The 17,459-nt window shown below is 53.1% G+C and carries 14 protein-coding genes; 4 read left to right on the top strand and 10 right to left on the bottom strand.

Going from position 1 to position 17,459, the window contains the following annotated elements:
* Positions 1-42: 42 nt before the first annotated feature.
* Positions 43-972, bottom strand: a complete 930-nt coding sequence (locus tag BZK40_RS01980; RefSeq protein WP_020996394.1) for a LysR family transcriptional regulator — start codon at positions 970-972, stop codon at positions 43-45.
* Between the two features lie 112 nt (positions 973-1,084).
* Here BZK40_RS01980 and BZK40_RS01975 point away from each other — a divergent pair, with 112 nt between their 5' ends.
* Entirely contained in the window at positions 1,085-1,702 is a 618-nt protein-coding gene (locus tag BZK40_RS01975) for a glutathione S-transferase family protein (RefSeq protein WP_079934116.1), read from the top strand.
* Between the two features lie 69 nt (positions 1,703-1,771).
* On the opposite strand, the gene BZK40_RS01970 is transcribed toward BZK40_RS01975, so the two are convergent.
* Positions 1,772-3,082: an MFS transporter gene (locus BZK40_RS01970; RefSeq protein WP_008784815.1), complete on the bottom strand. Its 1,311-nt coding sequence runs from the start codon at positions 3,080-3,082 to the stop codon at positions 1,772-1,774.
* Positions 3,083-3,156: 74 nt separating this feature from the next.
* Positions 3,157-4,353, bottom strand: a complete 1,197-nt coding sequence (locus BZK40_RS01965; RefSeq protein WP_032943493.1) for an L-talarate/galactarate dehydratase — start codon at positions 4,351-4,353, stop codon at positions 3,157-3,159.
* 319 nt (positions 4,354-4,672) lie between these two features.
* Here BZK40_RS01965 and BZK40_RS01960 point away from each other — a divergent pair, with 319 nt between their 5' ends.
* Together BZK40_RS01960 and pptA are read left to right on the top strand one after the other, a co-directional pair.
* Positions 4,673-5,677 carry a LacI family DNA-binding transcriptional regulator gene (locus tag BZK40_RS01960; protein ID WP_172111133.1) on the top strand — a complete coding sequence of 335 codons (1,005 nt, stop codon included), beginning with the start codon at positions 4,673-4,675 and terminating at the stop codon, positions 5,675-5,677.
* Positions 5,678-5,711: 34 nt separating this feature from the next.
* Entirely contained in the window at positions 5,712-5,939 is a 228-nt protein-coding gene (gene pptA, locus BZK40_RS01955) for a tautomerase PptA (RefSeq protein ID WP_079934054.1), read from the top strand.
* Between the two features lie 37 nt (positions 5,940-5,976).
* Here the strand turns inward: pptA and BZK40_RS01950 are convergent, their stop codons facing one another.
* Positions 5,977-7,953 carry an alkyl/aryl-sulfatase gene (locus BZK40_RS01950; RefSeq protein ID WP_057068212.1) on the bottom strand — a complete coding sequence of 659 codons (1,977 nt, stop codon included), beginning with the start codon at positions 7,951-7,953 and terminating at the stop codon, positions 5,977-5,979.
* A gap of 213 nt (positions 7,954-8,166) precedes the next feature.
* Positions 8,167-8,739, bottom strand: a complete 573-nt coding sequence (locus BZK40_RS01945; protein ID WP_003833054.1) for a flavin reductase family protein — start codon at positions 8,737-8,739, stop codon at positions 8,167-8,169.
* Between the two features lie 157 nt (positions 8,740-8,896).
* Here BZK40_RS01945 and nhoA point away from each other — a divergent pair, with 157 nt between their 5' ends.
* The gene (nhoA, locus tag BZK40_RS01940; protein WP_057068215.1) at positions 8,897-9,742 is read left to right on the top strand and encodes an N-hydroxyarylamine O-acetyltransferase; all 846 of its coding nucleotides are present in this window, start codon (positions 8,897-8,899) and stop codon (positions 9,740-9,742) included.
* A gap of 58 nt (positions 9,743-9,800) precedes the next feature.
* Here nhoA and BZK40_RS01935 read toward each other — a convergent pair whose 3' ends face one another.
* The 5 genes from BZK40_RS01935 to BZK40_RS01915 all read right to left on the bottom strand — a co-directional run bounded on the left by BZK40_RS01935 (position 9,801) and on the right by BZK40_RS01915 (position 17,447).
* The gene (locus tag BZK40_RS01935) at positions 9,801-10,694 is read right to left on the bottom strand and encodes a PhzF family isomerase (RefSeq protein WP_079934053.1); all 894 of its coding nucleotides are present in this window, start codon (positions 10,692-10,694) and stop codon (positions 9,801-9,803) included.
* Positions 10,695-10,793: 99 nt separating this feature from the next.
* The gene (gene narI, locus BZK40_RS01930; protein WP_003833047.1) at positions 10,794-11,474 is read right to left on the bottom strand and encodes a respiratory nitrate reductase subunit gamma; all 681 of its coding nucleotides are present in this window, start codon (positions 11,472-11,474) and stop codon (positions 10,794-10,796) included.
* A complete protein-coding gene (narW, locus tag BZK40_RS01925; protein ID WP_079934052.1) occupies positions 11,471-12,166 on the bottom strand; it encodes a nitrate reductase molybdenum cofactor assembly chaperone in 696 nt (231 codons plus the stop codon). Before narW ends, narI begins: the two co-directional genes overlap by 4 nt.
* Positions 12,166-13,710 (bottom strand): nitrate reductase subunit beta, encoded by a 1,545-nt coding sequence (gene narH, locus BZK40_RS01920; RefSeq protein ID WP_008784807.1) that lies wholly within the window; start codon positions 13,708-13,710, stop codon positions 12,166-12,168. The genes narW and narH overlap by 1 nt, the downstream gene beginning before the upstream one ends.
* On the bottom strand, positions 13,707-17,447 hold the full coding sequence (locus BZK40_RS01915; protein WP_008784806.1) for a nitrate reductase subunit alpha: 3,741 nt from the start codon (positions 17,445-17,447) through the stop codon (positions 13,707-13,709). The genes narH and BZK40_RS01915 overlap by 4 nt, the downstream gene beginning before the upstream one ends.
* Positions 17,448-17,459: the final 12 nt, after the last annotated feature.

Here is a 17,459-nt window from a genome sequence, read left to right as displayed (position 1 = left end):
ACTCAGATGAGAGTGAAAAACCGTTGTTGCGGAACTTCACTATTACTTATTTTGTAATAATCCCTGAAGTCGCGGTTTTTGTTGGCTAAAAAGTTCGCATAACCAGTCAATGAATACCCGAACCCGAGGGGCGAGATGACGTCTGTCCGGGTAAAGCACCGAAACTGGTTTTGATTCTCCGGTATAATCGGCCAGCACCTCAACAAGCTGGCCTGACTGAAGATAGGGCGCAAGGACAGCATGAACGCCACGTATAATGCCGAGTCCAGATAAGCAGCCGGTCAACAGAATATCGGAGTTATCAACGCTTATCCGCCCTGCGGGGGTGAACGATTCGGTTTTACCTCTGTTGACGAAGGTCCATTCCAGCGCCTCGCGATGACGCTCGCTAAAAAAGTTAAGCGCCTGGTGTCGGGATAAATCCTCTGGTACCTGCGGCACCCCCTGTTTTTGCAGATAATCCGGTGAAGCACAGGTCACCATTTTGACCTCACCAAGCCGCCTGGAGATCAAGGTCGAATCTTGTAGCTCGCCAATACGGATCATGCAGTCGATGCCTTCGGCAAGCATATCGATTCTACGGTCGGTGGAGGTGAGTACCATCTCGATGTCAGGATATCGCGACTGGAAATCTTTCAGCGCAGGAACTAATACGGAGTGCGCCAGCGACAGAGGGGCATTAACCCTGAGTTTTCCGCGCGGCGGGCGGGCAGGTGAAAAAGAAGCCATGATGTCATCAACGTCACTGAGCAGTATTTTTGTGCGTTGGTAAAAGGCATCACCTTCTTCTGTCAGACTCACTTTACGAGTCGTGCGGTTAAGCAACTTTGCCCCCAGATCGTCTTCAAGATGTTGGATAGCTTTGGTCACCGCAGGGCGGTGCAGGTGTAACACATCTGCGGCTCTGGCAAATCCACCTTGCTCAACAACCTGTACAAAAATGTTCATGTATTCAAACATACTGGAACGCATTGCTTATTCTCTCCCGGTATTCGACCATTGTTATTATGAAAGTAATAATCATGTCTGCATAGGTTGCCGAATGCTGCTCTACACTCAGGGTTTTAACGTTGGGGGTTGCAGCATGATTAAGGTCTATGGGGTACCGGGCTGGGGATCGGCCATCAGTGAAGTGATGCTCACACTGGCGGAGATCCCTTACAGCTTTATTGATGTGGAAGGTTTTGACAGCGATGGTCCTTCGCGGGAGTTGCTTAAAACAATGAATCCGCTATGCCAGGTGCCCACGCTGGTACTGGAAAATGGCAGCGTAATGACGGAAACGGCGGCGATCGCGCTGATGATCCTCGATCGTCGCCCCGAACTTTCACCACCCGTTGGACACGCCGAACGCCAGCAGTTTCAGCGTCTGCTGATATGGTTGGTGGCAAATGTCTATCCCACGTTTACCTATGCCGATTATCCTGACCGATGGGTACCGGACGCCCCGGCGCAGTTGAAAAAGAGCTGCATTGAGTACCGTAAATCCCTCTATATGTGGCTGAACAACCAGCTAAGCGCCGAGCCGTACGCATTTGGGGATCAGCTAACACTGCTGGACATTTACATTGCCGTTATGCGCACCTGGGGACCAGGGCATGACTGGTTTCAGGACAACACGCCGAATATTAGCGCCATCGCCGATGCGGTTTGTCAGCATCCGAGGCTGCGTACCGTACTGAAAAGCAATAAGATTATTTGAGTAAAAAACGCTGTTCCGCAGGAGTGCAAATCCCGGAACAGCGGGCGAACTATCGCCATAAGTTTTAAATTACGCGACAGAAGGGGTCAGCGTAATACGATCCAATGGACCCACGATAAACAGATAAGAAATCAGGCCAATCAGCCCCATCGAACCGACGTACAGAATGGCGTAATCAAAAGACTGGGTATTCGCCAGAATGATGCCGATCACCAGTGGCGTGATGATACTGGCCATATTGCCGCACATATTGAAAACGCCACCTGCAATACCGAGCACTTCTTTTGGCGAGGTATCGCTAAGTACGCACCATCCCAGATTGCCAAAACCTTTGGCGAAAAACGCCAGACTCATCGCCGCGATCACCACAAATTCTGACGAGGTGTAGTTGGCGATAACGATGACGCAGGAAAGCAGCATTCCGCAGATAACCGGCAGCTTACGGGCAATCGTCAGGCTGTAGCCGCGCTTTAAAAGCCAGTCGGAGAAAACACCGCCTAATAATCCACCGATAAAACCGGCAATGGCAGGGATACTGGCGACAAACCCCACTTTGAGGATCGACATGCCTTTCGCCTGATACAGATAAGTAGGGAACCAGGTCAGGAAGAACCAGGTAATGGATGTCACGCAGAACTGTCCGATATATACGCCAATCATCATGCGGTTGACGCAGACGCTTTTAATTTGCGCAAAGGTAATCTTCTGTGGTTCTTTTTTATTACCCAGCGACGGTTCACCACCGCCTTCCCGAATATAGTCAATTTCCTGCTGGTTCACCTTTGGATGATGCATAGGGTCTCTTACTTTGACCAACCAGAAGATGCCAAGAATAACGCCTATTGCCCCAATGTAATAAAACACAAAGTGCCAACTGAGATTATGCAAAATAATCGTCATTAGCGGTGTAATAATCCCTAACGAGATATATTGCGCGGCCTGATAGACAGAGGTAACAAAGCCCCGTTCGTTATTAGGAAACCACTGCACGCTTAATCGGCTATTGGCCGGAAAGGCCGGAGCTTCAATCGCACCCATCAGTAATCGTAAGATAATCAATACGACAAGCGGGCTGGCGTACAGATAAATGGTGCCCTGAAACATAGTCACCAGCGACCAGCCAATCAGTGCGCAGCCGTATACCAGACGCGAGCCATAGCGATCCAGCAGCCAGCCGCCGGGTAGTTGCATAATGACATAAGAAATACCGAAGGCAGAAAAGGCCAGCCCCATTGCTTCAGGATCAAAACCTAATTCTTTGCTCATAATCGGCGCCACGACGGATAACGTCGCGCGATCAGCGTAATTAAATACGGTCGCAAGAAACAGAAATATCAGAATGCCGTAACGCACTTTTGTACGCTTTATTATTGTGTTCATCACCCACTCCTTTCATAAGGTTGAGAGCGTTTTTGTAGGGGAGGATGGCGGGTATTGCTTACCCGCCAAATTAATTAAGGACGTTTGCCAAACTCGCAGGTTAATTGCGTCCAGCGGCGCGCCTGCTCGCTGATGCTGAAGCCCAGACCGTGACGATCGGAAACCCACATCCGGCCATCGCGCAGCTCAAGTTGTTCGTTAAATAACGGGTTCAGCCATTCAAAATGCTCCAGCCATGGCTCAAGCGGATAAGCGGCGGACAGATGCAGGTGAACTTCCATAGCGAAGTGTGGAGCCAACTTGCGACCATGTTTAGCCGCCAGGTCCATAATTTTCAGGAACGGTGAAATCCCTCCCACACGCGGTGCATCGGGCTGCACAAAATCGCTGGCATTGCCGAGGATCAGCTGTTCATGTTCGCGGAAGCTGGTCAGCATTTCACCGGTGGCAATCGGGGTATCAAGCGCGGCGGCCAGTTGGGCGTGGCCTTCAACATCGTAGGCGTCCAGCGGCTCTTCAATCCAGATTAGATTGAACTGCTCCATTTTACGTCCCATACGGATGGCGGTTTCCCGATCCCACTGCTGATTGGCATCGACCATTAGCGGGAAGTCATCCCCCAGCGCTTCACGCACCGCGGTCAAGCGGCGAATATCCTCAGCGCAGTTTGGCTGACCAACCTTGAGTTTGATACCACCAATGCCGTTTTCACGGGAAATAACCACGTTTTTTAGCACCTGATCCAGCGGCGTATGCAGGAATCCGCCGGAGGTGTTGTAGCACTGCACGGAGTCCCGATGCGCGCCAAGCAGTTTTGCCAGCGGCAATCCTGCACGCTTGGCTTTCATATCCCATAATGCGATATCGATAGGGGAGATGGCTTGTACCGCCATGCCGCTGCGCCCCACGGAAGCGCCAGCCCACAGCAGTTTGGTGTAGATCTTGTCAATGTCGTTTGGATCTTCGCCTAACAGGTTATCGGCAATTTCTTTGGCATGCGCATATATTCCCTGGCCGCCAGCCCGCTTGGAGTAACTAAATCCCACGCCTTCAAACCCGTCGCGGCTGCGGATCTCGGCGATGATTATGGCGACTTCAGTTAGCGGTTTCTGGCGACCGGTGAGCACTTTGGCATCGCTCACGGGTGTTGCCAGAGGAAGGAAAGCCAGAGACAGTTTTACCCATTCAATACGGTCACCGGTTTCTGCTGCGGTTTTAGCGTTAGCCGATTTGGCATAGGTCACGGCATCGGAATTGGCACTTAAAGACATATTGTTCTCTCCTGGTGATAACAAATGATTGCGCTATCATTTTTAATGTTAGCGCAATCACTGCGCCAGCGAATTGACTGCGATTTGAACAATTGCTCACAAATTCAGAGAGAGAAGGGTGGTAAATTATAAACGACGTCACATTCCAGTACTTTATGGAGAAATGCACAAATCATTGTGATTGCGCTATCATTTTGAGTGGCGATAATTAACTAAGCTGCTGTTTTCCCTGCGTTATCACTGAGCAACGCTGGCAATAGCCAAAATCATGATGAATAATGCCAGGATAAATCAGCGATTTTTGACAAGGGCATCGACAGTGAAAAATCCCAAACCACCGCGCGCTCCCACGCTGGAAGATGTTGCCCGTACCGCGGGATTGTCACCCATGACGGTGAGCAGGGCGTTGAATACCCCGCAGCTGGTGCGCCCGAAAACGGTTGAAAAAGTGATGCAGGCGGTGCGCGCCACCGGCTATATTCCCAACGCACTGGCTGGGGGACTGGCGTCGCGTCGCAGCAAGCTTATCGCCGTGGTTATTCCGCAAATTAACAACAATATGTTTGTCGATACCATCCAGTCATTAAGTGATGAACTGGCAGAACGCGGATACCACATTTTGCTCTGCGTGTCGGGTTATACGCCGCAAACAGAGGCGGAGCTGGTGGCGACGCTGCTTTCTCGTCGTCCGGATGGTGTAGTACTCACCGGTATTCATCATACCGCTGAGCTGAAAAAAGTGATTCTTAATGCGGCCATCCCGGTCGTGGAAATCTGGGATTTAACCCCAACACCCATCGATATGCTGGTCGGTTTTTCGCATGAAAAGGTCGGGCAAGCGGTGGCAGACTATCTGCTGAATAAAGGCTATCGACGTCCGGGGTTGTTATGGACTGCCGATCGCCGGGCAGGCCAGCGTAAACAAGGACTGTGCGATGCGTTGAGTCGTCATGGTATTGCGGCTGACGCACAGGTGGACGTCCCACTTCCGGCCTCTCTGGCATTGGGACGCACTGGATTGGCGCAGCTATTGGCGGATCGCAAGTTTGATGTCATTGTCTGTAGCTCAGATACGTTAGCTCAGGGGGCGATCATGGAGGCCGAGAGTCGCGGTATACGCGTGCCGCAAGAGTTAGCGGTAATCGGTTTTGGCGATCTCGATTTTGCTGCCAGCAATCGGCCAGCCATCACCACCGTCAGCGTCGACAGACGAGCCATCGGGCAACGTGCTGCCTCACTGCTTGCCGATCGTATCGAACAAATTCCGCGTGAAGACGATATTATTGATGTCGGTTTTCATCTGGTTGAACGAGAGTCCGCATAAGTTACCTGCAATCCAAAACAATAAGGAATCTGCTATGCCGCACGTTGATATTAAATGTTTTCCTCGCTCTCTTACCGACGAACAGAAAACCGCCCTGGCGGCGGATATTACCGAGGTTATTATTCGTCATTTGCAAAGCAAAGACAGTTCAGTCAGCGTGGCGCTCAATGAAATTGAGCCAGAGGCGTGGCAGGCCGTGTGGGATACGGAAATTGCGCCGCAGATGGCGAGATTAATTAAAAAACCTGGCTACAGTATGTAAGAAAAAACGGGCGGATTTCCGCCCGTTTTCGTTGTGCTTATGGCGTAACGATGTTGAACCAGAATTCGAATTTATCCATATAGCCGAGCATGGCATCAAGCTTGGCGCCGTCACCGGTTATCTTCACGTCACCGCTGTCTTGTGCCTGTTTCAGCGTCACTTCCTTGAGGATGATTTTGTTCAGCGTATCGCGATTAAGCGTGATCGTAGCATCGGCATCTTTCGCTTCGGCATTGGCGGTATGGTTCAGGACGCCATTCTCCAGCTCAAGCTTATATTTACCGCCATCACTACCAAGATCGATGTTAAACACTGACTTCGCATCACCCGCTTTTTGTCCATTAATATGCACTGCCAGATAATCGAAGAACATTTCCGGCGTCATAGCACGAACAGTATCCGGGCTGGCGGTATTCGGGGTTGGGCCTTTGACCACGCCGTTACGCAGCTCTTGCGCGCCTGTCAGGTAGAAGTTACGCCACGGGCCGGATTCAGCCTGATAACCCAGTTGCTCAAGCGCATCTGCTTCCAGATTACGTGCTGCCTGGTTATTCGGATCGGCAAACACCACTTTGCTTACCACCTGTGCCACCCAGCGGTAGTTGCCCTGGTCATAGTCGGCTTTTGCTTTCTGCAAAATGGCGTCCGCACCACCCATGTAGTCGACAAATTTCTTCGCAGACTCTTCCGGCGGCAGCTCATCCAGCGTTGCCGGGTTGCCGTCAAACCAGCCGAGATAGAGCACATAGGTCGCTTTTACGTCATGGCTCACGGAGCCATAGTAACCGCGGTTAGCCCAGGTATGTGCCAGTGAGTCCGGCAGCTTAAAGTTGGCAGCGATTTCATCGCGGGTCAGACCTTCGTTAGCCATGCGTAGCGTCTGGTCGTTGATGTAACGATACAGATCGCGCTGACTTTTCAGCAGGCTGACCACCTTGTCATTACCCCAGGTTGGCCAGTGGTGCTGCGCCATCAGCACTTCGGCTTTATCACCCCAGCGCACAATCGCTTCGTTGATGTATTTGGACCACGGCAGCGGCTCACGAATTTTGGCTCCGCGCAGGGAGTAGGTGTTGTGCAGGGTGTGGGTAACATCTTCTGCGGATTCAATCAGTTTCTTCTCTTCGATGTACCACAGCATTTCCGACGGTGCTTCGGAACCCGGGGCCAGCATGAAGTCATAGGTCAGGCCATCGATGACCTCTTTTTGTCCATCTTTCTCAATGATATTTGTTGGCGCAATCAGGGTAACGGTTCCCGCGGAGGTCGTGGTTCCCAGTCCCGCGCCGACCTGGCCTTTGGCATCAGGTTTGAGTAGGTTGCCGTACATGTAGCTCGCGCGGCGGCTCATGACGTTACCGGCCATGATATTCTCAGCGACCGCGGCTTCCATAAAGCCGGCTGGCGCATAAACTTTCACTTTGCCCGCTTTAACGTCGGCTTCATCGACAACGCCGCGTACGCCGCCGTAATGGTCAACGTGGCTGTGGGTATAAATCACTGCAACAACCGGTTTTTTACCGCGGTTTTTAAAGTAAAGATCCATCCCGACTTTGGCCGTTTCTGCCGAGACCAGCGGGTCAACAACGGTGATGCCTTCTTTACCTTCAATAATGGTCATGTTTGACAGATCGAGGTTACGAATCTGGTAAACGCCATCCGTTACTTCAAACAGCCCGCTGATGTTGATCAACTGAGATTGACGCCACAGGCTCGGGTTTACCGTATCCGGGGCTTTATCGCCTTCTTTGATGAACGCGTACTGCTGCGGATTCCAGATAACATTTCCCTGCTCGCCCTTGATCACGTCCTGCGGGAGTGGGGCGATAAAGCCTTTGTGGGCGTCGGTAAAGTCGGTGTTATCGGAGAAGGGCAGTTGATTGTAAAGCGCGTTGTTGGCTTGTTGCGTGGCGGCTGTAGCGTCTTTGGGGGCTTCAGCGGCCATAAGGGGAACAGAAAACGATGTGAGTAACCCAGCAAGTATAAAACTTTGTGCGATTCTATTAAGTTGCATCGTAAAACCTCTCTGACACTTCAAAAGTACAGTTGGGGATGCTGCTTTGACGGATAGCGTTTTGATTAGGTATTTGAGTTAGTGCAAGATTAACTATAATTCACATGAATGATTAGGCAAGGAAGGCAGAGTAATTTATCTAACTGGTTTTTCAGAGGTTTTAAGAAAACAGTTGCGGATGACAGAGCAGAACTGCCATCCGTTAGCATACTATCATTCACCTGCGATAATACGTTTCCCGCTGGAGATAAACGTTCCGGCCCCAAGGTGATGCAGAGTATTGAGCTTGCCATCATCAAACTGCCAGCGTCCTTCCACGAAGGCTCGCTCATCAGCGGCAGCGGAGACCACTTCCCCAAACAGAGTGTCATATTTTTCCTGTGCCGCCGTGGCTGGCAACAGGCGACACTCCATCCAGGCCAGACATTTCGCTTCTATCAGCGGTAAACCTAGCACGGGTCCTTGCACCACGGGAATGCCGTAACAGTTGAATTTATCTTCCACGCGACCGGAAACGCTGCCTACGGCCCAGGTCCAGTTGACGGCGGCGATACCCGGAATAACGATGCCGAATTTACCGCTACGTTCAATGAGATCCCGCGACCAGGCGGTCTTATCAACAACAATTGCTACCCGCGGCGGCTCAAATTCCACGGGCATTGACCATGCCGCAGCCATCACATTTCGCCGCTCGGTATGCTCATCCCGGCTGGTTATCAATATCGTTGGGCCATGATTGAGTAGCCGGCTGGCATGTTTTAATTCGATCGGACGAAAATGGCTCATGGATGCTCCTTGGCTGAGAGATAACACACCACAATAAACATAGATATTAACGGTATTAGCGATTTTGTCGCCTCACAGGAATTAACAACGCACAAAATCGACAGCGTAAAACGAAAAATACGTTATAAGTACTGCATTAATCGAACAGGAACTCCGTATGACGCCTTTTTTAACCGCTTATTTTGCCCGTATTGGCTGGTCAGGTTCGGCCAACGTCAACCTTGAAACCTTGCAAGCGCTACATCTACTGCACAACAGCGCAATTCCCTTTGAAAACCTGGACGTATTATTGCCAAGAGAGATGCAGCTTGACGATTTGTCGCTGGAAGAGAAGCTGGTAACGGCGCGTCGTGGCGGTTATTGCTTTGAACAGAATGGCGTGTTTGAGCGCGCGTTACGCGAAATCGGTTTTAACGTACGTAGCCTTCTCGGTCGCGTGGTACTGGCAAATCCGTCAAGTCTGCCGCCGCGCACGCATCGTTTGTTGCTGATTGAATTACAGGGTGAACAGTGGATCGCCGACGTTGGCTTTGGCGGGCAAACGCTGACAGCACCAATTCGTCTGCAGGCCAACACTGAGCAGAAGACGCCACACGGCGAATATCGGCTGATTCAGGAAGGTGAAGATTGGATCCTCCAGTTCCGTCATCACGAACACTGGCAGTCAATGTATCGTTTCGATCTGGTCGTGCAGCATCAGAGCGATTATCTGATGGGCAACTTCTGGTCCGCACACTGGCCGCAATCACATTTTCGCCATCATCTGCTGATGTGCCGTCATCTGCCCGACGGCGGGAAATTAACGTTAACCAATTTTCACTTTACCCATTATCAGGATGGACATGCGGTAGAGCAGATTAATTTGCCTGACGTCGCCAGTTTGTATGCGTTGTTGCAAGAACGATTTGGACTGGGTGTGGATGACGTGAAGCATGGATTTACCGAAGATGAGCTGGCGACGGTCATGGCGGCGTTTGATACGCATCCTGAGGCGGGGAAATAGGGGCATCGGAAGTCATGCCGGATGCAGCGTCATCGCCTTATCCGGCCTTCGGGAACAATTAAAAATCTATCGCCCATTCTGCGTGAAACAGGATCACCGCCGAACCGGTAATGGTGACTTTTTCCGGCTGGTTTTCACGGATAGTCACCGTCACATCAACAATCCCGTCGCGCCCGAGCGCACGGCCCTGATGCCCCTGAACACGTAACGTTTTCCCATCATGCGCCATCAGCCCATGGTGGACCAGCCACGCGCCCATTGGACCGTTGGCATTGCCGGTAACCGGGTCTTCCACAATACCAATAGCAGGTGAAAACATGCGGCCATCAGTGGCATTTTCGCCCTCGCGGATTTGAAAAGGGAAAAAGCCGTTACAGCCAATTTGCTGGCTGATGGCGGTCAAAGCCGGTAAATCAGGGGAAAGGGCGTCAAGGTCCACCTCGGGTTTCAGTGGAATCATCACTTTCGAATGTCCGGTCGTGGCAACCTGAATGGGTAAGCCTGCCAGCATATCGTCTTCGCTCAGGTGCAGCGCATCGAGAATCGCAGTACGAACAGCGCCCTCCAGCGGAGGTTCAAAACCCGGTTCACCTTGCTCAAGGCTAATGCGATAGTCGTTCCCGGTAGCGTCAATATCCACCCGATGACGTCCGGCCAGCGAGGTTTGCCAGGCCGTGCAGTTGCCCAGACCCAGCACCTTGGCCCGCACATAATGCGCGGCGACGGTAGCATGCCCACAGATAGGAACTTCGACCGTCGGGGTGAAATAGCGGATGCGAACATCGCTGTCGTCACTGGTCAGCAGAAATGCGGTTTCTGAATGACGCAGCTCGCGAGCGATGAGCTGCATCTGCGCGTCACTCAGTCCATCAGCATGTAAAACCACACCTGCTGAATTGCCGCGAAAAGGGACCGAGGTAAAGGCATCGACGTGGTAAACCTGTGGTTTCATTAGCGTTCTCCCTGAAATGGAGAAGCATCATAACGTACAAAAAGCGGGATAGCGATGCAGGCCCGGTAAGCGCAAGCGCTACCGGGCATCAGAGTTCAATTATCGGCGGGAACGCACTATTTGATAGCGGCGAGTGAAGTACTCAAACGGCGCACTCCATACGTGGACCAGACGGGTGAACGGGAATAGCAGGAAGATAGTCATCCCCAGAACCAGGTGCACACGGAAAATCAACGCCACGCCATCCAGATGTGCAGATGCGCCGCCCTGGAAGGTCACCACTGACTGCGCCCAACCAACCAGTTTCAGCATTTCACTGCCGTCAGGATGCTGTGCGGAGAACGGGATGGTGGTTAAGCCGAGGATACACTGAATCAGCAGAACGCAAAGGATCAGAATATCAGCGGTGGAAGACGTTGCACGAATGCGCGGGTTGGTCAGACGCCGCACCAGCAAACCTGCGCCACCAACCAGCGTCAGTACGCCACAAAGCCCACCGGCAATCATCGCCATCTGTTGTTTCACCGCAATCGGCAGGAACCAGGCATACATCCAGTGCGGCGTTAGCATGCCGAACAGGTGACCGAAAAAGATCCCCAGAATGCCGATGTGGAACAGGTTTGACCACAGCACCATGCCGCGTTTGTCCAGCATCTGGCTGGAAGAGGCGCGCCAGGTGTATTGCCCGTAGTCATAGCGTAGCCAACTGCCGAGGATAAACACCGTACCGCACAGGTACGGGTAGATATCGTAAAAAAAGACGTTCAGGTACTGTATCATTTCGGGCCTCCCGCGCTGACGTCGACATACTGCGGCGCCACGTCCTGGCTAAAGCGTCGTTGATAGTTTTGTAACGGTGAACTGTCGCAGGCGGTGGCGTTATCCTCGATAAACTTCACCTGTTCCTCTTCCCACACCGCATCCAACGCCTGACGGGTATCATCGCGGGTTTCAGCACCAACCTGCTTAGTGACACTGTCACTTGAAAGAGGGCTTCCGGCAAGCAGCAGCAGGGCGTCAAACAGTTGATACCATGGCGTACCGCGCTGTTTTAAGCGCCCGCCCAACAGAGCCAGAATCGGAGCAACGTTCTGCAGTCCTTCTTTGGCCTGGTCCTCCGGCAACACGCTCAAATACTCCAGATACAACGGCAGATGATCCGGTAGTTCGCGGCAGTCGAGCTGTAGCCCGACCTTTTCATACTGCGCCAGCAGATCAACCATCGCCTGACCCCGGTCACGGGACTCGGCGTGCACGTGCTCAAACAACAGCAGAGAGGTGGCCCGGCCCCGGTCAAAGATTTCGCACCATTCCGCTTGTTTATCCAGCAGTGGCGCATTGAGCAATCCCTGGCTAAATTCGGTAAGCATGGGGGCATCGCTGGCCACAAGCGCCAGCGCGTCGTCTTTATACTCCCACAGCAGCTCGTCGGGATATTCCATCAGCAGGCCGATAACCTTCAGGATTTGCATTATTCACCCTCCGCTTTATCGCGCACTTCGGTGATGTCGATTGCATCGATACGGCTACTGTTAAACAGGTTGAATTTGGTATCTGAGCCATGGCAGCCGTCACCGAAGGTAAATCCGCAGCCGTTTTTCTCCGGGAAGGCATCGCGCGCCATTTCACGGTGGCTGGTCGGGATCACAAAGCGGTCCTCATAGTTGGCGATGGCCAGATAGCGATACATCTCTTCAACCTGCTCAACGGTCAAACCTACTTCCTCAATCGCGCGGGTGTCCGTCACGCCTTCCACTGTTTGCGCACGCATATAGTGGCGCATGGCCATCATACGTTTCAGCGCGCGCAGCACCGGACCGGTATCACCCGCACTGAGCATGTTGGCGAGGTACTGAACCGGAATTCGCAGCGACTCAACCGCCGGCAAAATGTTGCCATTGTGCGGCAGTCCGCCCGCGTCGGCGACCGACTGAATCGGTGACAATGGCGGTACATACCAGACCATCGGCAGGGTGCGATATTCCGGGTGCAGCGGCAGCGCCAGCTTCCAGTCCATCGCCATTTTGTAGACTGGCGAACGTTGGGCCGCTTCGATGACGTTATGCGGAATACCTTGTTTTAACGCCTCTTCAATAACCGCCGGATCGTGCGGATTGAGGAATACATCGCACTGACGCTCATAGAGATCGGTCTCATGCTCGGTGCTGGCCGCTTCTTCGATGCGGTCGGCGTCGTACAGCAATACGCCGAGATAACGGATACGTCCAACGCAGGTTTCCGAACATACCGTCGGCTGGCCAGACTCAATACGCGGATAGCAGAAAATGCACTTCTCTGACTTACCGCTCTTCCAGTTAAAGTAGATTTTTTTGTACGGACAGCCGCTGATGCACAAGCGCCAGCCGCGACATTTATCCTGGTCGATCAGCACAATGCCGTCTTCTTCACGCTTGTAGATAGCACCGCTTGGGCAGGTGGCGACACAGCTTGGATTCAGGCAGTGCTCGCACAGGCGCGGTAAATACATCATGAAGGTGTTTTCGAACTGGCCGTACATCTCCTTTTGCATCTTCTCGAAGTTACGGTCGCGGGCGCGTTTTGAAAATTCGCCGCCGAGCAGTTCTTCCCAGTTTGGACCCCAGATAATCTTGTCCATCCGCTTACCATCGATCAGCGAACGCGGACGCGCGGTGGGCTGATTCTTGCTTTCCGGCGCGCTATGCAGATGCTGATAATCGTAGGTAAACGGCTCATAGTAATCATCGATTTGCGGGATTACCGGGTTGGCGAAAATTTTGGTGATGACGCCCATCTTACCGCCCAGACGCGGTCTTATCTTGCCGTTAACATCGCGAACCCAGCCGCCTTGCCACTCTTCCTGATCTTCCCAGTTTTTTGGATAACCAATCCCCGGTTTAGTCTCGACGTTGTTAAACCACGCATATTCCATCCCTTCACGCCCGGTCCAGACGTTTTTACAGGTGACGGAGCAGGTGTGGCAGCCGATGCACTTATCCAGATTAAGAACCATGCCTACCTGTGAGCGTATTTTCATTTTTTTGCCTCCTGTACCTGATCGCGACCTTCATCATCCAGCCAGTTAATATTTTTCATTTTTCTAATCATGATGAACTCATCGCGGTTAGAGCCGACCGTACCGTAATAGTTGAAGCTGTATGCCAGCTGCGCATAGCCACCTATCATGTGCGTGGGTTTCGGGCAGACGCGGGTCACCGAGTTATGGATCCCGCCGCGCATCCCGGTCACCTCTGAGCCAGGGATATTCATGATTCGCTCCTGAGCGTGATACATCATGGTCATTCCCGGTGGCACGCGTTGACTCACCACTGCACGCGCGGTGAGCGCACCGTTGGCGTTGAAGGCTTCGATCCAGTCGTTATCCTCAATGCCCAGCTCTTTGGCATCGGTTTCACTGATCCAGACAATCGGTCCGCCGCGCGACAGCGTCAGCATCAGCAGGTTTTCGCTATAGGTGGAGTGGATCCCCCATTTCTGGTGCGGCGTCAGGAAGTTGAGCGCTTTTTCCGGGAAGCCGTTAGGCGGAACCTCGCGCATTTCACTGACGCTGCGGGTATCGATAGGTGGACGATACGCCACCAGACTTTCACCGAACGCTCGCATCCACGCGTGATCCTGATACAGCTGCTGGCGACCGGACAGAGTACGCCATGGGATCAGCTCGTGGACGTTGGTATAGCCTGCGTTATAGGAAACATGTTCACTTTCCAACCCGGACCAGGTGGGGCTGGAGATGATTTTGCGCGGCTGCGCCTGGATATCGCGAAAACGGATCTTTTCGTCTTCTTTGTTCAACGCCAGGTGCGTATGGTCGCGTCCGGTCATCGCCCCCAGCGCTTCCCAGGCTTTCACCGCCACCTGACCATTTGTTTCCGGTGCCAGGGCAAGGATCACCTCAGAGGCATCCAGCGCGGTGTCAATCAGCGGGCGGCCTTTTGCCGGGCCTTCGCGCTTGGTGTAGTTCAGCTTGCCGAGGAAATCGACTTCCGCCTGGGTATTCCACGCAATACCTTTCCCGCCGTTACCGAGTTTGTCCATGAGCGGGCCAAGTGAAGTAAAGCGTTCGTAGGTGGCGGGGTAGTCACGCTCCACCACGGCGATATTCGGTGCCGTTTTGCCCGGGAGGAGATCGCATTCGCCTTTGCGCCAGTCCTGAATGTCAAACGGCTGCGCCAGCTCTGCCGGAGAGTCGTGTTGCAGCGGTTGCAATACCACATCCGTTTCTTGTCCAAGGTGTCCGACGCAAACCTCAGAAAATACTTTGGCGATGCCTTTATAAATTTCCCAGTCGCTCTTCGATTCCCATGCCGGGTCAACCGCCGCAGACAACGGGTGAATAAACGGATGCATATCCGAGGTATTCATATCGTCTTTTTCATACCAGGTAGCGGTTGGCAGAACGATATCGGAGAACAAACAGGTACTGGACATACGGAAATCGAGCGTGACCAGCAGATCGAGCTTGCCCTCTATCGCCGCCGACTGCCATTCAACCTCTTCAGGTTTAATACCCTCGCTTGAACCGAGCGCTTCCCCCTGGATCCCGCTTTCGGTACCCAGCAAATATTTGAGCATGTATTCATGCCCTTTACCGGAGGAGCCGAGCAGGTTAGAGCGCCAGACGAAGAGGTTGCGCGGATGGTTTTTGCCGTTATCTGGCTGTTCGCAGGCAAAACGAATATCACCTGACTTCAGCGCCTGTGCGGTGTATTGCGCAGGAGATAGCCCTGCTTGTTCGGCTTTTGCTTTAACAGTCAAAGGGTTGAGGTTAAGCTGCGGCGCAGACGGCAGCCAGCCCATCCTTTCAGCCCGCACGTTAAAGTCAATCAAATGTCCGCTAAACTTCGACGCGTCGGCCAGCGGAGAGAGGAGTTCCTGCGCGGTGAGTTTTTCATAACGCCACTGGCTGGAGTGGTTATAGAAAAACGAAGTGCTGTTCATCTGACGCGGTGGTCGGTTCCAGTCCAGCGCAAAGGCCAGCGGCAACCAACCGGTTTGCGGTCGTAATTTCTCCTGACCCACATAGTGCGCCCAGCCGCCGCCGCTTTGTCCCACACAACCACAGAACACCAGGATATTAATCATCCCACGGTAGTTCATATCCATGTGATACCAGTGGTTGACGCCAGCCCCGAGAATGATCATCGAACGGCCATGCGTTTTGTGCGCCGTATCGGCAAACTCACGGGCGATCTGTTCGATATGACGGCGTGGCACACCGGTAATTTGCTCGCCCCAGGCCGGGGTGTAGGCTTTCACTTCGCTGTAATCTTGCGCGCTATGAACGTCATCCAGACCACGATCGAGGCCATAATTCGCCAGCACCAGATCATAGACGCTCACCACCGGGCAACGGCTACCGTCAGCGAGGGTAAGATGTTTTACCGGCAGTTGACGGATCAGCACCGGTTCTTGTTTTACACTGCGAAAATGTGGGTTTTCGTTGCCGCCAAAATAGGGGAATGCCACGCCGGTCACTTCATCATGCTGACCAAGCAGCGAAAGAGAAAGTTCAGTTTCAGCGCCAGCCGCCAGTGGTTCCAGGTTCCATTTGCCTTTTTCCCCCCAGCGAAAACCGATAGATCCGTTCGGGACAACCAGTTCGCCAGCGCTGTTAAAGGCTACCGTTTTCCACTCTGGATTGTTGCTTTCGCCCAGACCATCGACAAGGTCTGAAGCACGCATCATGCGTCCAGGCACGTAGCTGCCATCTTCGCGGGCATCCAGTAAAACCAGCATCGGCATGTCGGTATAGCGACGACAGTAATTGAGGAAATAATCGCTGGGATTGTCGAGGTGGAACTCTTTCAGGATGACGTGGCCCATCGCCATTGCCAGCGCGCTGTCTGTTCCTTGTTTGGGTGCCAGCCACTGATCGCACAGTTTGGCGACTTCCGAGTAATCCGGCGTAATGGCAATCGTCTTGGTGCCTTTGTAGCGTACTTCTGTGAAAAAGTGCGCATCCGGGGTACGAGTCTGCGGCACGTTAGAACCCCAGGCGATGATATAGCTGGAGTTATACCAGTCGGCGGATTCAGGAACGTCGGTCTGCTCGCCCCAGGTCATCGGTGACGCGGGCGGTAAGTCGCAGTACCAGTCATAGAAACTCAGACATGTTCCGCCGATTAGCGAGAGATAGCGAGTGCCGGCGGCATAGGAAACCATCGACATCGCCGGGATCGGGGAGAAGCCGACCACGCGATCCGGGCCGTAGGTTTTCACCGTCCAGACGTTGGCGGCAGCAATCAGCTGATTAAGCTCTTTCCAGTTCGAACGGATAAATCCACCGCGCCCGCGTACCTGCTTGTAGCTCTGGCATTTTTGCGGGTCGTTCATAATGGATTCCCAGGCCAGCACCGGATCGGGCTGGCGGGAGAGGGCGTCGCGCCACAATTCGATTAAGCGTTTACGCACCAGGGGATATTTCAGGCGGTTAGCGCTATAGAGATACCACGAGTAGCTGGCGCCGCGTGGACAGCCACGGGGCTCATGATTTGGCAGGTCAGGACGAGTACGCGGGTAGTCGGTTTGCTGCGTTTCCCAGGTCACCAGCCCGTTTTTAACGTAGATCTTCCAGCTGCATGAGCCGGTACAGTTAACGCCGTGGGTAGAACGCACAATTTTGTCGAACTGCCAGCGCTGACGATAGCTGTCTTCCCAGTCCCGGTTGGTGTGCATCACTTGCCCGTGCCCCTCGGCAAACGTATCGCCCTTTTGTTTAAAGTAGCGAAAGCGGTCTAACAGTTTACTCATGACATAACTCCT

The sequence above is a fragment of the Citrobacter portucalensis genome (assembly GCF_002042885.1).
In the GTDB taxonomy this organism is placed as follows: Bacteria; Pseudomonadota; Gammaproteobacteria; order Enterobacterales; family Enterobacteriaceae; genus Citrobacter; species Citrobacter portucalensis.
The sequence above is the reverse complement of the archived record's forward strand: the minus strand, read 5'-3'. Positions and strand labels throughout refer to the sequence as shown.